Raw genomic sequence first — 17,163 nt, 5'->3', positions numbered from 1 at the left:
GGTGTTAAAATCTATCCAATCTACCAAAATAATTTTTTTAATAATTTATGCATTCGAAAAAGAATCAAATTCGAGGAGAGAATAGCAAATGCCAGAGGTTGTATACGTGAAAAGCAACTGGGTTGGATTGCCTGCCGGTACCGTCGTCGGTCCAGGAATGATTATTGGAACCAAGCATTCGCTACCATTCAAGAAGACGTTAATGCGGTGGCAACACATGGAACCCTACAGGTCGCAGCCGGTTTATATAATGAGCCGCTGATTAACGTCCTAAGACCTATGCAGTTGCATGGCGCTCAATACGGCGTAGATGCCCGAACACGATCCGGCAGTTCTGATCAAGAGTCGACCATGTAGTCAAATACGCTAATATCTTGGCTATGAAAAATAGGCAGATTAATAGGCAACTGCCAATTGTAAATCTATAATAAATGGCAATAGTTTAATATTTTTATATATTTAAGACATGATTCAAAAAAATAGCAGTCAATTGCTTCTTTAAACACTTAATTAGTTGTTGAATTTGAAAAAATGAACGGCAGGTTTCAAAAATTTGGATCGGTGCAGGAACTCGATTGTCATTTGAAAGCTACCGAGTAAGAAGGTATTTCTGGAGTAATTATCTGGGCCCGGAACAAGTCTCTGAGTCTGGAGGGGTGGATAATGTTCTTTTAAAAGTAATCAAAAATTCCTGTAAAAATGGGAGGGTTACAATTAACAGAAAACATTAATTTAAATTCGTCGGATGTATCGGAGCTGGGATTTATCTCAGCCGAACTATTGGACCCGCGATTTTCTGCACGATAGTCGATGCGGATCTTCAATGAGCTCCCAAATGGTGGTAACGGGTACGATAGCACATGTCAGTCTTGATTTGCTGAATAAGAGGATACCAAGAGAGCTCCGTCCCGGAAGGGGACGGAGCTCTTTCTCCATCTGGCGCTTGTCAGCTGCGGTAGGCGGACGGACTGACGCCAGCGGTTTTCTTGAAGACGTTGCAGAAGTAATTCTGGTCCTCATAGCCGACCAATTGGGAGATCCGCGCGATCTTCAAGGTTGTCGTGCGAAGCAGCTCCCGGGCGCGGTTCATGCGGATTCGCGTAACGTAATCGCTGAAGCAGATACCGACGACGAGCTTGAACCGCTTGGAGAAATAATTCGGGTGGATGAAATACGTCTCCGCCACCCACTGAAGCGACAGCTCCTCCGCGTAATGCTCCTCGATATGCCGCTTCACATGTGCGATGATATCGTCGCACGAACGGTCGGTTCCGCTGCCGGCGATGCTCTCCAAATGCTTCAGCTGCCGGTCGATTACTGCTGTAATCTCACACCAGCCGGAAAGCTGGTCCAGAGAGGCGGCAGGCGAGCCAACCGATGCGCCCGGCAATGCCGTGCCTTGCTTCGCCGCGTGCTTGCGCAGCATTCGCATCACCTCCGCATAGACGAATTCCAGCTGCGCGTAGCGGGCATCCGGCGATTCCGCGAGACGGCGGAAGAGTCCGCCGGCATACGCATGGAAGTCACGGTATGCGCCCTCATCCAGCATGGCCGGCATGACGCGCTCGGCCTCGTCCATCAGCCGCGGGCTGGCGTCCGCGGCTTGCCGTCCCGCTTCTGTTTCGGCTTCGGCGCAAACGCTGCCGCTTCCAAGCAGCAGCTGGTACTGAAGCGCTTTGCGTGCCTCGGTATACGCGAACCGGAGCTGTGTCAGCTCTTCCTTCGTCCCGCTGATGCCGATGGACACGGTCAAGCCGAGATGGCGCGAGATCCATTCTGAGGTCCCGGTCAGCGCTTCCGCGAGCGGCTTAAGGGAGAAGGCGGCTTCGGAGCCGAGAAGGGCGACGATCTCATCTTTATGATAAGCGTGCTTGAAGACGACGGAGGCGATATTGGCGAGCGGGAGCAGCGTATTCCCGATTACGTTTTGAACGGCGAACCTGGCCAGCGTTCCTTCGTCCGGGCCGAATCGGCTGTCCGCTCCGCCGCGGATCCGCACGACAGCCGCGGCGAAGCTCCGGCAGGCCGGCATCGCGGGCGGAAGACCGTCCCATCTCGCATCCGCCTCCGAAATGAGATGGGTCATTTGGAAGTCCAGCGGCTGCAGATGGCTCTGCCGGATCCAGACTCCCAGCTCGTGAAGCTGCGTCAGATCCGCCGCGTCCTTTTGTTCTTCGCGGAGCTCCTTGCACAAGTCGCCCAATAAACCGTGCAGCTTATCCTTGTCGATCGGTTTGAGCAGATAGTCCTTGACATTGTACTGTAGCGCCGTGCGCACGTATTCGAATTCATTGAAGCCGCTGATGATGACGAATTTCAAGCGCGGGCTCTGCGTCCGCGCCTGCTCGATGAACTGCAAACCGTCCATGCCGGGCATCCGCACGTCCGTCAGCACGATATCCGGCTGGCAGACCGCCAGCTTGGACAGCGCCTCGAAGCCGTCGCCCGCTTCGCCAGCCAGCTGCAGGCCGAGCGTCTCCCAATCGATTTTGCGGATAAGGCCCTGCCGCAGCAGGGGTTCGTCTTCAACGATCATGACCTTCATCGGGATGTCCTCCTCCTGTTCGCTTGGGCAGCCGGAACGAGATTCGCGTTCCCGCCCCCGGCTTGCTATCGATGATCACCTGCGGATCGCTTTCGAAATACATCTGAACGCGCTTGAATACATTGGCCAGACCGATCATCGTCCGCGCGGAGGACTGCCGTGACACGATGTCCGGGGAATCGGTCAGCTTGCGGCGCAGCAGCTCGATTATGGCCGGATCCATGCCGACGCCGTTGTCATAAACGTCGATCCGGAGCGTCGCTTCGTCCAGGCTGGTCAGCGCCACCCGCACGAATTTGGGCCCGACCTTCTGCTCCAGACCGTGAATGACGGCGTTCTCGACGAGCGGCTGCACGAGAAACTTCGGCACGATCAGCTCCTCAATGCCCGGCTCCACGTCGATCTCGTAGACGAACAGCCCGCCGAATCGGATTTGGTAGATGGACAAATACTGATTCAGATGCGCGACCTCCTCCCGGACCGTGGCAAGCCCGCCGCCGTTCAGGTTATAGCGGAGCATGCCCCCGAGCGCGAGGCAAATATACGAGATGCGTTCGTCGCCGTCGATCGAAGAGATGCTGTCGATCGTGCTGAGCGTATTGAACAGAAAATGCGGGTTGATCTGCGATTGCAGCGCCTTGATCTCCGCTTCCTTCTTCAGCAGCTCCGTCTCGTATACTTTATGGATAAGCGAGCGGATTTCGTACGTCATCTTGTTGAAGCTGTGCTGAATGGTGGAGAGCTCATCCGTGCCCCGCACGTCGATGAACGCTTGAAAATCGCCTTTCTCGACCTGCTTCATCCGCTTGTTGAGCTCCTTCAGCGGCTTCGTGAAGCCCGCGGCGATCGCGGAACCGATCAGCATTGCCGCAAGAAAGCTGGCGAGCGCGATCAGGACGAGCAGATTGCGGAACGCGTTCACCTTGTTCACAATGCGGTCGAGCGGCACGCTGCCGATAACCAGCCAATCGCCGTAGCCGAGCGCGCGGTAGAAGCCGATGTTCATTTGGCTGCCGCTTGTGAACCGGTAGTCGACGTACCGGTCCGAGACCGGATGGGCGCGGTAACCGGCGAAGAGCGGAGAGTCGGCGATGGACGCGTTGTTCAACTCGTGATCTTTGGCGAAAATAACCCGTCCCTGGCGGTCGACGATATAGTAGGCGCTGCCGTCGTCGTTGCTTAATCCGATGAATGCCTTTTCGATAATGGCTGGATCCATGTCGATTTTGATGTAGCCGATCGGCGTTTGCGAGTTGGAGGTGATCCGCTTGAGCTGCTGGACGTAGCTGATCGTTTGCACGGGCGTTCGCGAGGTATTGATCTTCGTGATGGAAGCCGTCCAGAGCGGGTAGCCGTCCAGCCGTTTTGCCTGCTCGAAGAGCCGCTCCTGGTCTTGCTCGAACAGCTCCCTGACCCCGGAATTGTAGTAGTAATAGCTGGAGTATTCATCGCCGCGCGGACTGGCGATCTTGATGAAGGCAATGAGCGGATTTTGCAGCTTCTGCCCTTCCAGCTTGTTGCGGTAATATTGCTGGTCGTCGAAGTCCGGCAGCCCGCCGCTCAGGAATTTCTGCAGGGAGGTGTCGCTGAAATAACTATAGCCGATATTGCTGATGGTCTTGAAGTGCAATTTCAAGGTATCGGCGGTTTGCTCCGTCATCTTCTCCAGACCGTCCAGGGTGGAGGCCTGCAGCTCGCTCTGCATGATCCGGTAGTAGGAGTAACCCATGATGAGCGCGGTCAAGCCGATGACGACGAAGAAAGAGAGAATCAGCTTGCTGCGGAATTGAACGGTGCGCGGCCTTCCCAATCTCAGCCATCGATGATCCAGGCGATCCCCTCCTTCATAGACACGGTGCGGGTCAGGGTTGGTATTCGACAGGCGGGAGGTTATTCCTGTCGGCGGCAAAGCAGCGGACGGCAGAGCTTAGAATATTGCTAAAGAGAGGTTACAAAATTATATAGAAAGCGCTCTCATCAAATTATACACTTGATTTGTGAATGATTACCATAAGGGAGGCAGCCAACTTATGAAGAACAAAAATCGGCTTGGAAGATGGGCGTTCGCGGCAATCATCCTGTCTTTATCGCTAACGGTTACAGCCTGCGGAGGCAATAGCGGCGGCTCCAACACGAACACAGGCAGCATGGACGGCAATAACGGCGCGGCGGCTGTCAATGCGGATGCCGGCACGAACGCGGCGGCGAACGAAGGAACGGCGAATGCGGGTGCCGGTGATGCCGGCGGCACGGTCGAGATCAAGGTATGGGACCAGCCGCAGCCCGAGGATCCGAACAAACCGGTATGGGAAGAAATCCAGGCCGGCTTCGAAGCGGCGAATCCGAACATCAAGGTCACGCACGAGACGATGCCGCAAGGCACAAACGACCGCGAGGTGTTCGTGACGTCGATGGTCGGCGGCAACGGCCCGGATGCCTATCAATCGGCGCATTTCCCGATCATCGGCGACTGGGTCGGCCAAGGCCTGGCGCTCGATCTGACGCCTTATTGGGACGGATATGCGGATAAGGATCAATTCATTCCTTCTTCGATGACGGCCGGCACGATCGACGGCAAAGTGTACGGCATTCCGCATGACATGTACGCGACGGGGCTGTTCTACAACAAGAAGATGTTCACGGCCGCGGGGCTCGATCCCAATAAGCCGCCGGCAAATTGGGACGAACTGGTCGCGGACGGCATCAAGCTCACGGATACGGCCAAGAAACAGTACGGCATCACGCTGCTCGGCATGGAATGGGCGGACTGGTGGTTCGAGTATTACGTCTGGCAGGCGGGCGGCGACCTGACGCATCTGAACGACGACGGTACGGTGACGCTCGCCTTCACGGAAGAGCCGTCCGTTACGGCGCTGCAATTCTACAAGGATCTGAAGTGGAAGCACAAAATCGTGCAGAACAACGTGCTGCAGAGCTACCAGGACAACATGAACGATATCTTCCAGGGACGCGCGGCGATGTCGAACGGTGCGTCCAGCGGCTTCGGGGATTACGCTGCGAACGGCATGGATCTCGCGGACGTCGGCTTCGCGCCGTATCCGGTCGGTCCCTCCGGCCAAGGCCCTAGCCAGATCGGCGGCGCGTACTGGATCATCAATCCGAAGACGTCCAAGGAGAAACAGGACGCAGCCTGGAAGTACATCACCTACATTAATTCCAAGGAAGTGCTCGAGAAATACCTGCAATTCCAGTCCGACAACGGCATATTCCCGAACCTGCTGTCGGTCCGCAGCGACGTGAACCCGGCGGATTTCGCGGAGAACGTCTCGCAGGAGCTGATCGACAACGTCAACAAGGCGGCAGCCAATACCCATCTGGAGTACTTCCTGAAGGAACGCTTGACGCCGTACGTGGTCAAAGCAGTCCAGAAGGCGCTGACCGACGAGAATTCTGATCCGGAGGCGCTGCTCGCGGAAGCGCAGGCGGCCGCGCAGAAGGAAGTCGTCGATGCGTACAACGCATCCGTGAAGAAATAAATACCGGAGCGGAGACTTGAAGCGGGGCCAGGCGGCCGCAGAGGGCTCCGCTCACCAATTTCACGCGAAAGGATGCGGACGAGAATGAAAACAGCCCTGCAGCAGCCGGGAACGCCGTTGCGAGCAAAGCCCGGCTTCCGCTTCAAGATTGCCTGGACGCCGATATTGTTCCTGACCCCGGCGGTGCTCGCTTTTTTGATATTCAAATATTATCCATTGTTTCAAGCGGTCTACATGAGCTTCTTCGACTACAAGGTCATCGATCCCCCGGGACGCTTCGTCTTGCTTGACAACTATGCGTACCTGATCCATTCGACCGAATTCTGGAATGCGCTCAAGAACACGTTCGCCTTCTTCGGCATTTATTTCATCCTGACGTTCTGGATTCCGATCATGCAGGCGATTCTGCTGAACGAAGTCACGACGGCGAACAAGACGATCCGCGTCCTGTACCTGCTGCCGACGGCGGTTCCGGCGGTCGCCGGCTACCTGCTGTGGAAGTGGCTGTACAACCCGGATTACGGGTTGCTGAATTACCTGCTGCACTTCGTCGGGCTTGGTCCTTACGGCTGGCTGAACGACCCGCACATGGCCAAATGGGCGATCGTGTTTCCCGGCGTGTTCGGCACCGGGCTCAGCATGCTGATCTATTACTCGGCGCTCAAGGGCATCCCGGCGGAGAACATCGAAGCGGCCAAAATCGACGGCGCCGGACCTTGGAAGCGGATGTCCGCCATCGTTTTCCCGAGCTTGAAATTCGTTATCGGCATCCAGTTCGTGGCGTTCATCTCCGGTGTGTTCCTGACGTTCGACCCGATGTACATCATGACCGGCGGCGGGCCGGCGAACAGCACGCGAACGCTGTCCATGCTCGTCTTCGACAGCTCCTTCAAGGAGTTCCGCTTCGGGGTGGCGGGCGCCGTCTCCTTCGTGATGTTCTTCATCATCGCGCTCATTACGTACGCACAAATCAAAATGTCGGGCAGGGAATGACTCTGAACCTGCCGGGAAGGAGCCAGCCATGGCTGCACGGAACAAACGCATAAGGGAGCGCGGCGCTTTATCCGTCAAAATCGTTTCCTATTCGGTCGCCGCGTTTTTCATCATCGTCTCCGTCATTCCGTTATTGTGGATGATCAGCTCGTCGATGAAGGACAACATCTCCATTTACAAGTTTCCGCCGACCTGGGTCCCGAAAGTGCCCAAGTCCGTCAACATTACCTTGAATTACGACGGCACGAAGCTGCAGAAGCCGGAAGAGCTCGAATTGGACGCCATGGAGGCGATCTGGTTCACGTGGAAAAAAATGCAAAACGAAGCGATCGGCTCCATGCGCGTGACAGGAATCAAGGATGGCCATGTCGTATATATAGCATACATGCCTGCGTACAACTTCACGATCGGACGGCCGCAAATCGTGCCGACCCAGCTGGCCACGGACGCGACGATGCGGATCAAGCTGCCGCAAATCCGCGAGCGGGGCCTGACTGAATTCCGCATGCCCGGATCCGGCGGAGCTGAGTATAACGGAGCAATGACGGTCCCGGCTGAGCTGCCGGAGACGGCGAGCACGGTCCAGCGGCTGATCTTGGAATCCAAGGTCATCAAAGGAGAATTGCAAACGATTTCAGAGTCAGGGGACTGGAAGCGGCTGTTCGATAATTATATCGTGCTCTGGCAGATGGCAAGCGGCGATGATAACGCTTACGGCTTCCAGCACTTCCTGCTGAACAGCGTGATCGTGACGGGCGCGACGATCGTGTCCCAGCTGCTGATCGGCGGCATGGCGGGCTATGCGCTGGCCCATCTCGTGCGCAGGCGCATTGGCGGCTGGCTAACGCTTTTCTTCGTCGCGACAATCATGATTCCGGAGCTGGCGATCCTCGTTCCGCTTTACTTGACGATGGATAAGCTGCATTTGGTTAACACGCTGTGGGGCATTATTCTGCCGCATACCGCGTGGGGAATCGTGATCTTCCTGTTCAAGGGGTTCTTCGATCAGCTGCCGGGCGAGCTCATTCAGGCGGGGAGAATCGACGGAGCCTCGGAGGTTCATATTTTCTGGCGGATCATCATTCCGATGTCCACGCCGATCTTCACGGTCGTCTCGGTCATGACGTTCATCGCCGTATGGAACGAATTCCTGTGGCCGCTCGTCGTGGCGAAATCGCCGCAGGTGTGGACCTTCACGGTCGCGTTGAACGATTTTCAGAACCGGCAGAGCATGGGAGCGAACGTCATTATGTCCAGTCTCGTCATCGCCACCATCCCGCTTATGATCATTATTATTTCCTGCCAGAAGCTGATCGAGAAAGGCGTGTCGTTTACGGGGCTGAAAGGATAACAGCAGTTGCGGCTGCGGTCGCGGCCGACAGTGCGAGGAAGCGAGGGATGGAATATGGAACGCAAAGTAGCATTGGTTACGGGCTCCGGCAGAGGCATCGGCAGAGGCATCGCGCTGGCATTTGCGAGAGCTGGCTATGATGTCTGCGTGAATTACAACCGCAGCGCGGAGAAGGCGGAGGCTGTCGTGCAGGAAATTCGGGCCATCGGTGTGCGCGCCGAATCGGTACAGGCGGATATCTCGACGATTGAAGGCGTGGACGCGTTGTACGACGGCGCGCGCGCGGCGTTCGGCCGATTGGACGTGAGCGTGGCGAATTCCGGCATTACGCGGATGCAGCCGTTTCTGGAGACTACGCCGGAGCTGTACGACGAAGTGATGAACACGGATTTGAAGGGGCTCTACTTCTGTTCGCAGCGGGCGGCGCGCATCATGGCGGAGCAGGGGACGAAAGGCGCGCTCATCCATATCAGCTCCAACCATGCGGAAGGCACGTGGTCGAACGCGACGGTGTACGCCGCGGCGAAGGCGGCGGTCAACAAGCTGACGAAGAACATGGCGCTTGACCTGGCCGGCTACGGCATCCGCGTCGTTGGCATCGCGCCGGGCTACACCCTGCTCGGCGAGCCGAAGGATGAGCAGGTGCGCGCGCGCATTGCCGGCGTGGCCTCGCGTATTCCGCTCGGCCGATTCGCCACGACGGACGAGGTCGGCGAGGCGGCCGTGTACCTTTCTTCCGACAAAGCGGGCTATATGACGGGCACGACGGTATACATGGACGGCGGCGCACTGCTGCCGGTATGGGCGGATAAAGGCTAGACGGAAGCGAAACCGAGAATGCGGCATAAGTGACCGGTAAACGGATGACGGCAGGCGACGCAGTACGAATCCAAGTGAAACGCAGGAGGAGACGGATCGTTATGAAAATCACCGATATGAAGCTATACCATGTGAAACCGCGCTGGTTGTTTCTGAAGATCGAGACAGACGAAGGGATAAACGGGTGGGGAGAACCGATCGTCGAAGGCCGTGCGCTTACCGTCGCGACAGCGGTGGAAGAGCTGAAGCGCTACTTGATCGGCCAAGATCCGCTGCGCATCGAGCACCACTGGCAGATCATGTACCGGGGCACCTTTTACCGCGGCGGCCCGGTGCTGGTCAGCGCGATCAGCGGCATCGAGCAGGCGCTGTGGGATATTAAGGGCAAGTTCTACAACATGCCCGTCTACGAAATGCTCGGCGGCAAAGTACGCGAGACCATCCGCATGTACAGCCACTGCAGCGGGGCGACGCCGGACGAGATCGCGGCGAACGCGAAGAAGCGAATGGAAGCGGGCTTCACCGCCATCAAGATCGGCGTCGACGCGCCGGTGCGACAGGTCGACACGCTGGCGTTCGTGGAGAACGTGGCGAATAAGTTCGCGGCCATCCGCGAAGCGGCCGGCAGCGGTCTCGACATCGCCATTGATTTCCACGGGCGAGTCAGCCCGGCGATGTCGATCCGGCTTGCGGCCGCCCTGGAGCCGTATTACCCGATGTTCATCGAGGAACCGTGCCTGCCGGAGAACGTGGACGCGCTGCTTCGCGTCGCTCAGTCGACGAGCATTCCGATCGCCACCGGGGAGCGGCTGTTCACCCGCTGGGGCTTCCGCGAGGCGCTGGAGAAAGGCGCCGTCGCCATTGTCCAGCCGGATCTGTGCCATGCCGGCGGCATCTTCGAGGGCCGCAAAATCGCGGCGATGGCCGAGATGCACTATGCAACAGTGGCCCCGCACAACCCGCTCGGGCCGATCTCGCTCGCTTCCTGCCTCCAGCTCGACGCCTGCACGCCGAACTTCCTCATCCAGGAGCATCCGTCCATGGCGGAGAAGTGGGACCTCGGCGAAGGCTACCTGAAACAGCCGTTTGTGGTCGAGGGCGGCAATATCGCCGTGCCGCAAGGCCCGGGCCTCGGCATCGAGATCAACGAGGAAGCGTTGATCGAACGCGGCTACGGCGGCGATTGGGATACGCCGAGACTGGCTTACGACGACGGCTCGTTCGCCGAATGGTAGGCGAGCTGGAAGAAGGCGGAGCCGTCGCATTCAAAGGAGCGGAAAGACCCGAAGCCATACAGGACAGAGGAAGGTATTGCGAAAGTTCGGGAGCTGACGAATGGGGAAGCGACTCGTGCACAAGCAGCTTTCGTGTTCATCAGAATGTTGCGAGCGCTAGGAATGATTGACTGATTCGTCGTGACTTGCGAAAGTCAAATCCAGCCTGAGTGGAATATCTCCACTCAGGCTGATGGCATTCGGGATCATAACGATCGATAGACACGCACTAATGATAAATAATTTGCGAGGGGAAACAATGATGAAATTGAAAGTCGTACTTGTCGGAACGAAAGGCTGGGCCGATGCTCATGCCAGGGCATATCAAGCAAGCGACGGTATCGAACTTGTCGGGATTTGCGGACACTCGAATACAGAGAGATTGAATAAACTGGCTGACCGCTATCAGATTGCAACCCGTTCGTTGGATTTGGCCAAATTGCTGCAAGAGACGAGCCCCGATATCGTAGACATTGTCAGCAGTGCCGACGCTCGTCTGGAATTGATAAAGGTGGCCGTCCGGTTTCCTGGCGTTAAGCTGATCAATATTGAAAAGCCGCTGGCGCTAACCCCGTCGGAAGCCTGCGAAATCGAGGAACTTTGCAATACATACGGCAAGATGGTGCTGGTCAATCATCAGCATAAATATTTGCCGGCATGGCGCAAGGCGCAGCAATTGCTGCGTGATGGCGCGATCGGAGAGATCGAGTTTATTCGCGCTTCCACCAAGGTCAACATAATGGAGCAGGGCTCGCATCTGATTGATATGGTAATGTACTTTAATGATTTTAGTCCCGTCCGCTGGGTGATGGGACAAACCGGTCCGTATGAGGGCAAGGACAGCTCTTCGATCGTCGCGCCGGACGAGGCGATGGCCTCGATTTTGTTTGCCAACGGCGTGCGGGCTACGATTGAATGCGGCGCATTTGCGCGGTCGCTCAAAGGTGAAACGAACCCGTTCTATCATATCGGAGTGGATGTATACGGCACAGAAGGGCACCTGAATATCGCACTTAATCAATCGCTGGAAGTGAGAAATTACATAACGGGCGAGCATACGATCGAAAAGTCGAGTTGGGAAGACAGTTACATGGATGCTTTGATCGATTATGTCAATTCCATTCCCCGATACGTGGCGAATCCGCAAGCCGGTCACATCTGCGATTTGGCTCATGCGATACTGTCGTATCAAGTCATTATGGCCATCTACCATACTGCTGAATACGGCGGCAAGGTTGAATTGCCACATCGGTTCGAGGACAGTATTGTGGAGCGGTTTGCCGCCGATGCGAACCGGTGAACCAGCTCCATAAAACCGCTCGAAGGCTGCCGGCTTAATGGATTCGAAAGCTGAAATGAGGATATCGGCGGCGTTAAATTGTACTGATCGATTTTCGAATGACAAGATTGGTGGACAGTAATACTTTTTTGTAACCTTGCGAGGTATTGTTGATGCTCTCGAAGAGAAGTTTTGTGCCTTCATAACCAAGCACGTCGAAATGCTGCTTGACGGTGCTCAAGGATACTTTGGCGAATTTGGAGCTTTCAATGTCATCGAAGCCCATGATGGATAGTTGCTCCGGTATTTTGACGCCTTGCAGCGTAAGCTGCTCAATCACTTCGAGAGCCCGTCTGTCGTTCACGCAAAAGAGAGCGGTAAGCTCACCTTTTTGAATTTGTCTCAACAGCTTGGAATAGTCCAGATCCCGCTGAAGATATAAAATATCGTCATCTGGAGTACGTGAGGCGTTTACCATGGCATTGCGGTACCCGTTGTACCGTTCGTTCTCCGTACTCAGATGAAAATCATAAGCGGCAAATCCGATATTTTGGTGGCCTTGGGCTATCAAATACTCAACAGCTGCATATGCGCCGTCATGGTTGTTGCATGTAATACAGTTGACCGGATATCCGGACGGAAAACGGTCGAGCATGACAAACGGTATTGATTTTTTGCGAATTTCGTTGAGATACTCTTTTGCTGCGTCGGGGTTGGCTGAATAAATAAGCAGCCCCCGGTTCTCTGATTGAATCAGTTTCAGAATGAGTTCCCGTTCCTGCTCAACATCATTCTCCACAAATTCAATAATGAGCTTGCAGCCCTGCTGGTTCAAGAAGGACTGAACTCCTTTAATGATCTGCATATAGGAACTGTCATACATTTCGTTGCCGGAAATAATAAAGGTAACGTAATTGGACGTTTTATTGACAGAAGCCTCCTGATTCGCGACAAAGCTCCCTTTTCCCCTCACCCGATAAATGACCCCTTCATTGACCAGCTCCGTCAACGCTTTTCGCACCGTAATCGAGCTAACATCGAGCAGTTTGGAAAACTCCGATTCGCTAGGAATTCGATCATCCTTGCCGAGCTCATTTTTCTCTATTTGTAAAAGCACATAATCCTTTACCAGCTGATACTTTGGCAATATCGAATCTTTCTTGCTCATGTAAGCTCTCCTCTTATTGGACATATGTTCAATTATAACGCACTTTATAATAGAATGTATACTAACTTATTCTAACCCACTCGACTTCCATCGGCAAATAGCCCTTCCTGGCCAGACAAGCATTTCAGCGCTTGAGTTGACACAGATTAAGGATAGCGATCACCCGTCAATCCTATATTCCCGGCGTGTTTCATTTCATCAAACCGGCTGTTCCCCAGCTTCCAGCCCATGGGGCGTGAGCGGATGATCACGCAGTAGAAAATTAAGTATACTAACTTTTGATATTAAATTAAAAAAATCCATATTGACGCATAAAATAGTATGTGTTATTCTTCGCTTAGCATAATAAGCCAAGGAATAGGGCATGGAGAAACCGGCATTTTCGTATAACTAACGGAAGTGCAAAGCCGTATGGATGGAGCTTCGGCAAACACGCTGCATGTCTATATTGGAAGCGTTTAAACGTTGGCAGAAGCGCACAAGATTCGAGTTTGCAAGCTTATTCGGCTCATGTCTATTGGCATCTGCGAAGGGAATGTTTAATCATTGCTCTAGTTGTAATGCAGTTAGTATGCGATGTTAAAGGCAAACTTGTTTAAGCCGAAATTTGAATGCGCTTCCAATTGCGGGACTGACGGGGTAGCAAATGATGACACGAAGCAAAAAGTAAAAGGGGTGTTTTTTTTGGAAACAACCAATAAAATTCGATGGTCAAAAATGTGGAAACACCGATACCTTTACCTGATGGTGCTGCCTGGTTTTCTAACGGTACTCATATTCAGTTACTTTCCGATGTATGGGATAACCATAGCGTTTAAGGATTTCAGCGCTTCAAAAGGGATCATAGGAAGTCCCTGGATCGGATTTAAATATTTTAACACTTTTTTTCATGACCCGATGGCATTCAGAGTTTTAAAAAACACATTGCTTTTGGGTCTGTATACGTTGCTCTGGTCATTTCCTGCACCAATTATACTTGCATTATTATTTAACGAACTAAGAAACAAGCATTTTAAAAAGATTGTACAGACGGTTTCTTACTTTCCTCATTTTATATCTGTTGTAATCGTTGCTGGAATGCTTAAGGATTTTACTGCAAGAGATGGTCTCTTTAATCATATCATTACATATTTTGGCGGAAGCCCGATCATGTTTCTCCTGGAACCGGGCTATTTCAGAACAATATTCATTTCTTCAGGCATATGGCAGGGCGTTGGTTTTGGAACCATAATCTATCTTGCCGCTTTGAGCGGGATAGACCCTACCTTTTATGATGTTGCTGAAGTGGATGGTGCCGGCAGATGGAAAAAACTCGTGCACATCACTTGGCCGTCAATTAGGCCGACAACAATCATATTACTCATATTCGCCTTGGGCGGAATACTGGGAACGGATTTCCAGAAAATTATTCTGCTTTATTCACCCGAAACTTACAGTGTGGCTGACGTGATCGGATCCTATGTATATCGACAAGGAATTTTAGGTGCAAGATATGAGTATACCACTGCAATCGGATTATTCATGTCCGTTATATCCTTTATCATTCTTTATATCTCAAATTGGGTTAGCCGCAAGGCTTCAGAAACGAGTTTGTTTTAGGGGGGAGAACATTGAGAAAAGTCAGTTTGGGTTCCAGAACGTTTGATGCGATTAATATTTTCATTATGATATTGATTCTTGTCGTTGTGCTATACCCCATATTGAACATTATAGCTACATCCCTGAGCAGTGCACGGTACATATCCTCGGGAAGCCTTACGATTTGGCCGAGAGGTTTCACTATACAGGCATATGTAGATGTATTTCACGACGCGCTTATTTATAAGGGGTATATGAATTCTATCCTTTACGCAGTTGGTTCGACCGGCATCATGTTGTTGTTTACATCCTTATTGGCTTATCCGCTCACGGTTCCAGGATTTGCGGGAAAAAAATTCATTACCATATTTCTCATGATCACGATGTTTTTCAGTGGAGGCTTAATCCCTACCTACTTGCTTATGCGCAGTATGCATTTGTTAAATACGGTTTGGGTTATGATACTTCCCGGCGCGGTTGGAGCATACAATGTGTTTTTATTTAGAATTTTCTTTTTAAATGTTCCGGCAGAGTTGAAAGAATCCGCGGTCATCGATGGAGCAAATGATTTTGTGGTTCTATTTAGAATTATTTTACCTTTATCGAAAGCCCTTCTTGCAACTTTTGCTTTGTTTGGTTTAGTAGGAAGCTGGAACAGCTGGTTTGAAGCTTTAATCTACCTCAAGGATCAGGACAAGTATCCATTGCAGATGATTCTAAGAAACTATCTGTTCACCATGGATACAAGTGCTATTCAAGGAAGAGTAGGGGCTGGTAATATTGCCATTAATTCATCAGGAACTGCCCTCGATCCCAAGGCAATAAGAATGAGTGTAATCATTATTACCATGTTCCCCATTATGGTCATTTACCCATTTTTTCAAAAGCACTTTACAAAGGGTGTATTGGTCGGAGCGATTAAGGGCTAATGAAAGGGATCAAGGATTTGATGTAAAAGATTCTCTTTTACGTCTTATCATAAAAAATATATTCATAGGGAGGAATTTGGGTGATTAAAAAGGCAAAAAAGCTCAGCCTGATCATGATTTGTTTGCTCGCCTTTTCCGCATCGGCCTGCACCAACACAAATGAAGCTTCAGATGATTCGAATGAAAGTGATACCTTATCTTTTTCTGTGACTCTAAGTTCGAATGGGGTGGATAACGAGAATAGTTTGGTCGGAAAAGAATGGAAGAAGCAGATGGAAGCAAAGCTGGGCAAAAAACTGAATATAACGTTTAATTATATTCCTGCATCCGAATATGATGAAAAAGTTAAACTCATGATTGCAAGTGATGATATGACAGATTTCTTCGTGACTCCTTTATTCTATGATATTACGGATATGGCCAAGCAGGGCCAGATTCTTGAGTTAAGTCAATACAAGGATGATATGCCTAACTATATGAATTATCTCAGCAAGGTTAAAAATGGCATGGCACGAGTAACAAATTCCGAAGGTGAAATGTATTCTTTCAAAGAAACATCTACGCCCCGTTTTCCTTTGGATAAAGGAATGTTGATTCAGAATGTATCTGCATACAGATATGATATATTTCAGGCAAATAATATAAAAATCCCGCAAACGCTTGATGAATTCTATGACGCGGCAATAAAACTCAAACAGCTCTACCCGGATAAATATCCTGTTGATACAAAATGGAACAGCTTAAGATCGCTTTTCTCTGCCAACCACGTGAAGGATGATATTTTCTGGGATGGAAGCAAATATGTGTATGGCATTTTTGATGAAGGATATCAAGACGCAATTCAATTCGCCAATAAGCTTTATGCAGAAAAGCTGCTGGATCCTGAATATACAATCGATACAGACGATACGATCAAGAAAAAGGCTTTAAACGGAGATACCTTTATGTGGTTAACGCAGTGGTTTACAGAACCGGGCGATTATACCAGAACGGCTAATGACGGTAAAACATTTGCCGTTTCATTGTATCCGGATAATCCAAAGTACGGTACAGCCTGGCAGGAGGTTGCTAATGGAAATACACCGGATTTAGGTTGGGCTACCTTCTGTATCAGTTCGAAAACCAAAAATCCTGAAGAGCTGATTAAGCTTATCGATTTGCAATATTCCGATGAAAATATGAGGCTCGTTACTTGGGGAATCGAGGGCACCACCTATAAAATCGGAGAAGACGGCAACCCGACCTTTGTGGATTCCTTTAAAACGGCAGCCGACCCATGGGTGGAAGGAGATAAATACGGTATCAGGGCAAGCAAAAAATATAATCCTGGTTTACAAATGGTAAACGATTCAAAAGCATTCGTGGATTTCGCGGCAACTGATTATACTGTTTTTGATAACAAATATGAAGAAGTACCCATTGAAAAGTCGCCGTATTTAAGAAATTTACCTATGCCCAATAATGATTATGTTCCATCCTGGTATACGGAGCCGGCCATTCAATTTACACCGGACGAAAGCCAGGAAATATCCGAGATTATGAACCCGGTAAAAACCTTTGTTACTGAAGAGCAGGCGAAGTTTGTTGCCGGCAAGCAGAGCTTTGATAACTGGCCCAAATTTATAGACCAGGTTAAAAATATGGGAGATATCGATAAAGTGTTAAAGATATATAACGATGCTGCGCAAAGAGTCCTATCCAAATAATTGGAGTAACCATCACAAATCGAC

General features: G+C 51.7%; 12 protein-coding genes. 9 read left to right on the top strand and 3 right to left on the bottom strand.

The window, feature by feature from the left end:
• Positions 1-946: 946 nt before the first annotated feature.
• Both AC0YOB_RS07510 and AC0YOB_RS07505 read right to left on the bottom strand, forming a co-directional pair.
• Positions 947-2,545, bottom strand: coding sequence for a response regulator transcription factor (locus AC0YOB_RS07510; protein WP_475792240.1), 1,599 nt, complete (start codon positions 2,543-2,545; stop codon positions 947-949).
• Positions 2,526-4,454 carry a cache domain-containing sensor histidine kinase gene (locus AC0YOB_RS07505; protein ID WP_475792239.1) on the bottom strand — a complete coding sequence of 643 codons (1,929 nt, stop codon included), beginning with the start codon at positions 4,452-4,454 and terminating at the stop codon, positions 2,526-2,528. Before AC0YOB_RS07505 ends, AC0YOB_RS07510 begins: the two co-directional genes overlap by 20 nt.
• A gap of 121 nt (positions 4,455-4,575) precedes the next feature.
• Here AC0YOB_RS07505 and AC0YOB_RS07500 point away from each other — a divergent pair, with 121 nt between their 5' ends.
• The 6 genes from AC0YOB_RS07500 to AC0YOB_RS07475 all read left to right on the top strand — a co-directional run bounded on the left by AC0YOB_RS07500 (position 4,576) and on the right by AC0YOB_RS07475 (position 11,779).
• On the top strand, positions 4,576-6,042 hold the full coding sequence (locus AC0YOB_RS07500; RefSeq protein ID WP_475792238.1) for an extracellular solute-binding protein: 1,467 nt from the start codon (positions 4,576-4,578) through the stop codon (positions 6,040-6,042).
• An 84-nt stretch (positions 6,043-6,126) separates the two neighbouring features.
• Complete coding sequence (locus AC0YOB_RS07495) at positions 6,127-7,035, top strand: carbohydrate ABC transporter permease (RefSeq protein WP_475792237.1); 909 nt, start codon at positions 6,127-6,129, stop codon at positions 7,033-7,035.
• 28 nt (positions 7,036-7,063) lie between these two features.
• The gene (locus AC0YOB_RS07490) at positions 7,064-8,386 is read left to right on the top strand and encodes a carbohydrate ABC transporter permease (protein ID WP_475792236.1); all 1,323 of its coding nucleotides are present in this window, start codon (positions 7,064-7,066) and stop codon (positions 8,384-8,386) included.
• 30 nt (positions 8,387-8,416) lie between these two features.
• A complete protein-coding gene (locus AC0YOB_RS07485) occupies positions 8,417-9,205 on the top strand; it encodes an SDR family NAD(P)-dependent oxidoreductase (protein ID WP_475792235.1) in 789 nt (262 codons plus the stop codon).
• A gap of 101 nt (positions 9,206-9,306) precedes the next feature.
• Entirely contained in the window at positions 9,307-10,440 is a 1,134-nt protein-coding gene (dgoD, locus tag AC0YOB_RS07480; protein ID WP_475792234.1) for a galactonate dehydratase, read from the top strand.
• A gap of 298 nt (positions 10,441-10,738) precedes the next feature.
• Entirely contained in the window at positions 10,739-11,779 is a 1,041-nt protein-coding gene (locus AC0YOB_RS07475; protein ID WP_475792233.1) for a Gfo/Idh/MocA family protein, read from the top strand.
• Between the two features lie 73 nt (positions 11,780-11,852).
• Here the strand turns inward: AC0YOB_RS07475 and AC0YOB_RS07470 are convergent, their stop codons facing one another.
• Positions 11,853-12,926, bottom strand: a complete 1,074-nt coding sequence (locus AC0YOB_RS07470) for a GntR family transcriptional regulator (RefSeq protein WP_475792232.1) — start codon at positions 12,924-12,926, stop codon at positions 11,853-11,855.
• A 717-nt stretch (positions 12,927-13,643) separates the two neighbouring features.
• On the opposite strand from AC0YOB_RS07470, the gene AC0YOB_RS07465 reads away from it, so the two are divergent.
• The 3 genes from AC0YOB_RS07465 to AC0YOB_RS07455 all read left to right on the top strand — a co-directional run bounded on the left by AC0YOB_RS07465 (position 13,644) and on the right by AC0YOB_RS07455 (position 17,139).
• Positions 13,644-14,525 carry an ABC transporter permease gene (locus AC0YOB_RS07465; protein WP_475792340.1) on the top strand — a complete coding sequence of 294 codons (882 nt, stop codon included), beginning with the start codon at positions 13,644-13,646 and terminating at the stop codon, positions 14,523-14,525.
• A gap of 11 nt (positions 14,526-14,536) precedes the next feature.
• Positions 14,537-15,433 carry a carbohydrate ABC transporter permease gene (locus AC0YOB_RS07460; protein ID WP_475792231.1) on the top strand — a complete coding sequence of 299 codons (897 nt, stop codon included), beginning with the start codon at positions 14,537-14,539 and terminating at the stop codon, positions 15,431-15,433.
• 80 nt (positions 15,434-15,513) lie between these two features.
• On the top strand, positions 15,514-17,139 hold the full coding sequence (locus AC0YOB_RS07455; protein WP_475792230.1) for a type 2 periplasmic-binding domain-containing protein: 1,626 nt from the start codon (positions 15,514-15,516) through the stop codon (positions 17,137-17,139).
• Positions 17,140-17,163: the final 24 nt, after the last annotated feature.

Source organism: Paenibacillus sp. JT31N17, from assembly GCF_056269255.1.
The sequence above is the reverse complement of the archived record's forward strand: the minus strand, read 5'-3'. Positions and strand labels throughout refer to the sequence as shown.

Excerpts from the sequence above, each read along its gene's own strand:
- AC0YOB_RS07510 (WP_475792240.1), bottom strand. The coding sequence starts at position 2,545 with ATGAAGGTCATGATCGTTGAAGACGAACCCCTGCTGCGGCAGGGCCTT.
- AC0YOB_RS07500 (WP_475792238.1), top strand. The coding sequence starts at position 4,576 with ATGAAGAACAAAAATCGGCTTGGAAGATGGGCGTTCGCGGCAATCATC.
- AC0YOB_RS07495 (WP_475792237.1), top strand. The coding sequence starts at position 6,127 with ATGAAAACAGCCCTGCAGCAGCCGGGAACGCCGTTGCGAGCAAAGCCC.
- AC0YOB_RS07490 (WP_475792236.1), top strand. The coding sequence starts at position 7,064 with ATGGCTGCACGGAACAAACGCATAAGGGAGCGCGGCGCTTTATCCGTC.
- dgoD (WP_475792234.1), top strand. The coding sequence starts at position 9,307 with ATGAAAATCACCGATATGAAGCTATACCATGTGAAACCGCGCTGGTTG.
- AC0YOB_RS07475 (WP_475792233.1), top strand. The coding sequence starts at position 10,739 with ATGATGAAATTGAAAGTCGTACTTGTCGGAACGAAAGGCTGGGCCGAT.
- AC0YOB_RS07470 (WP_475792232.1), bottom strand. The coding sequence starts at position 12,926 with ATGAGCAAGAAAGATTCGATATTGCCAAAGTATCAGCTGGTAAAGGAT.
- AC0YOB_RS07465 (WP_475792340.1), top strand. The coding sequence starts at position 13,644 with ATGTGGAAACACCGATACCTTTACCTGATGGTGCTGCCTGGTTTTCTA.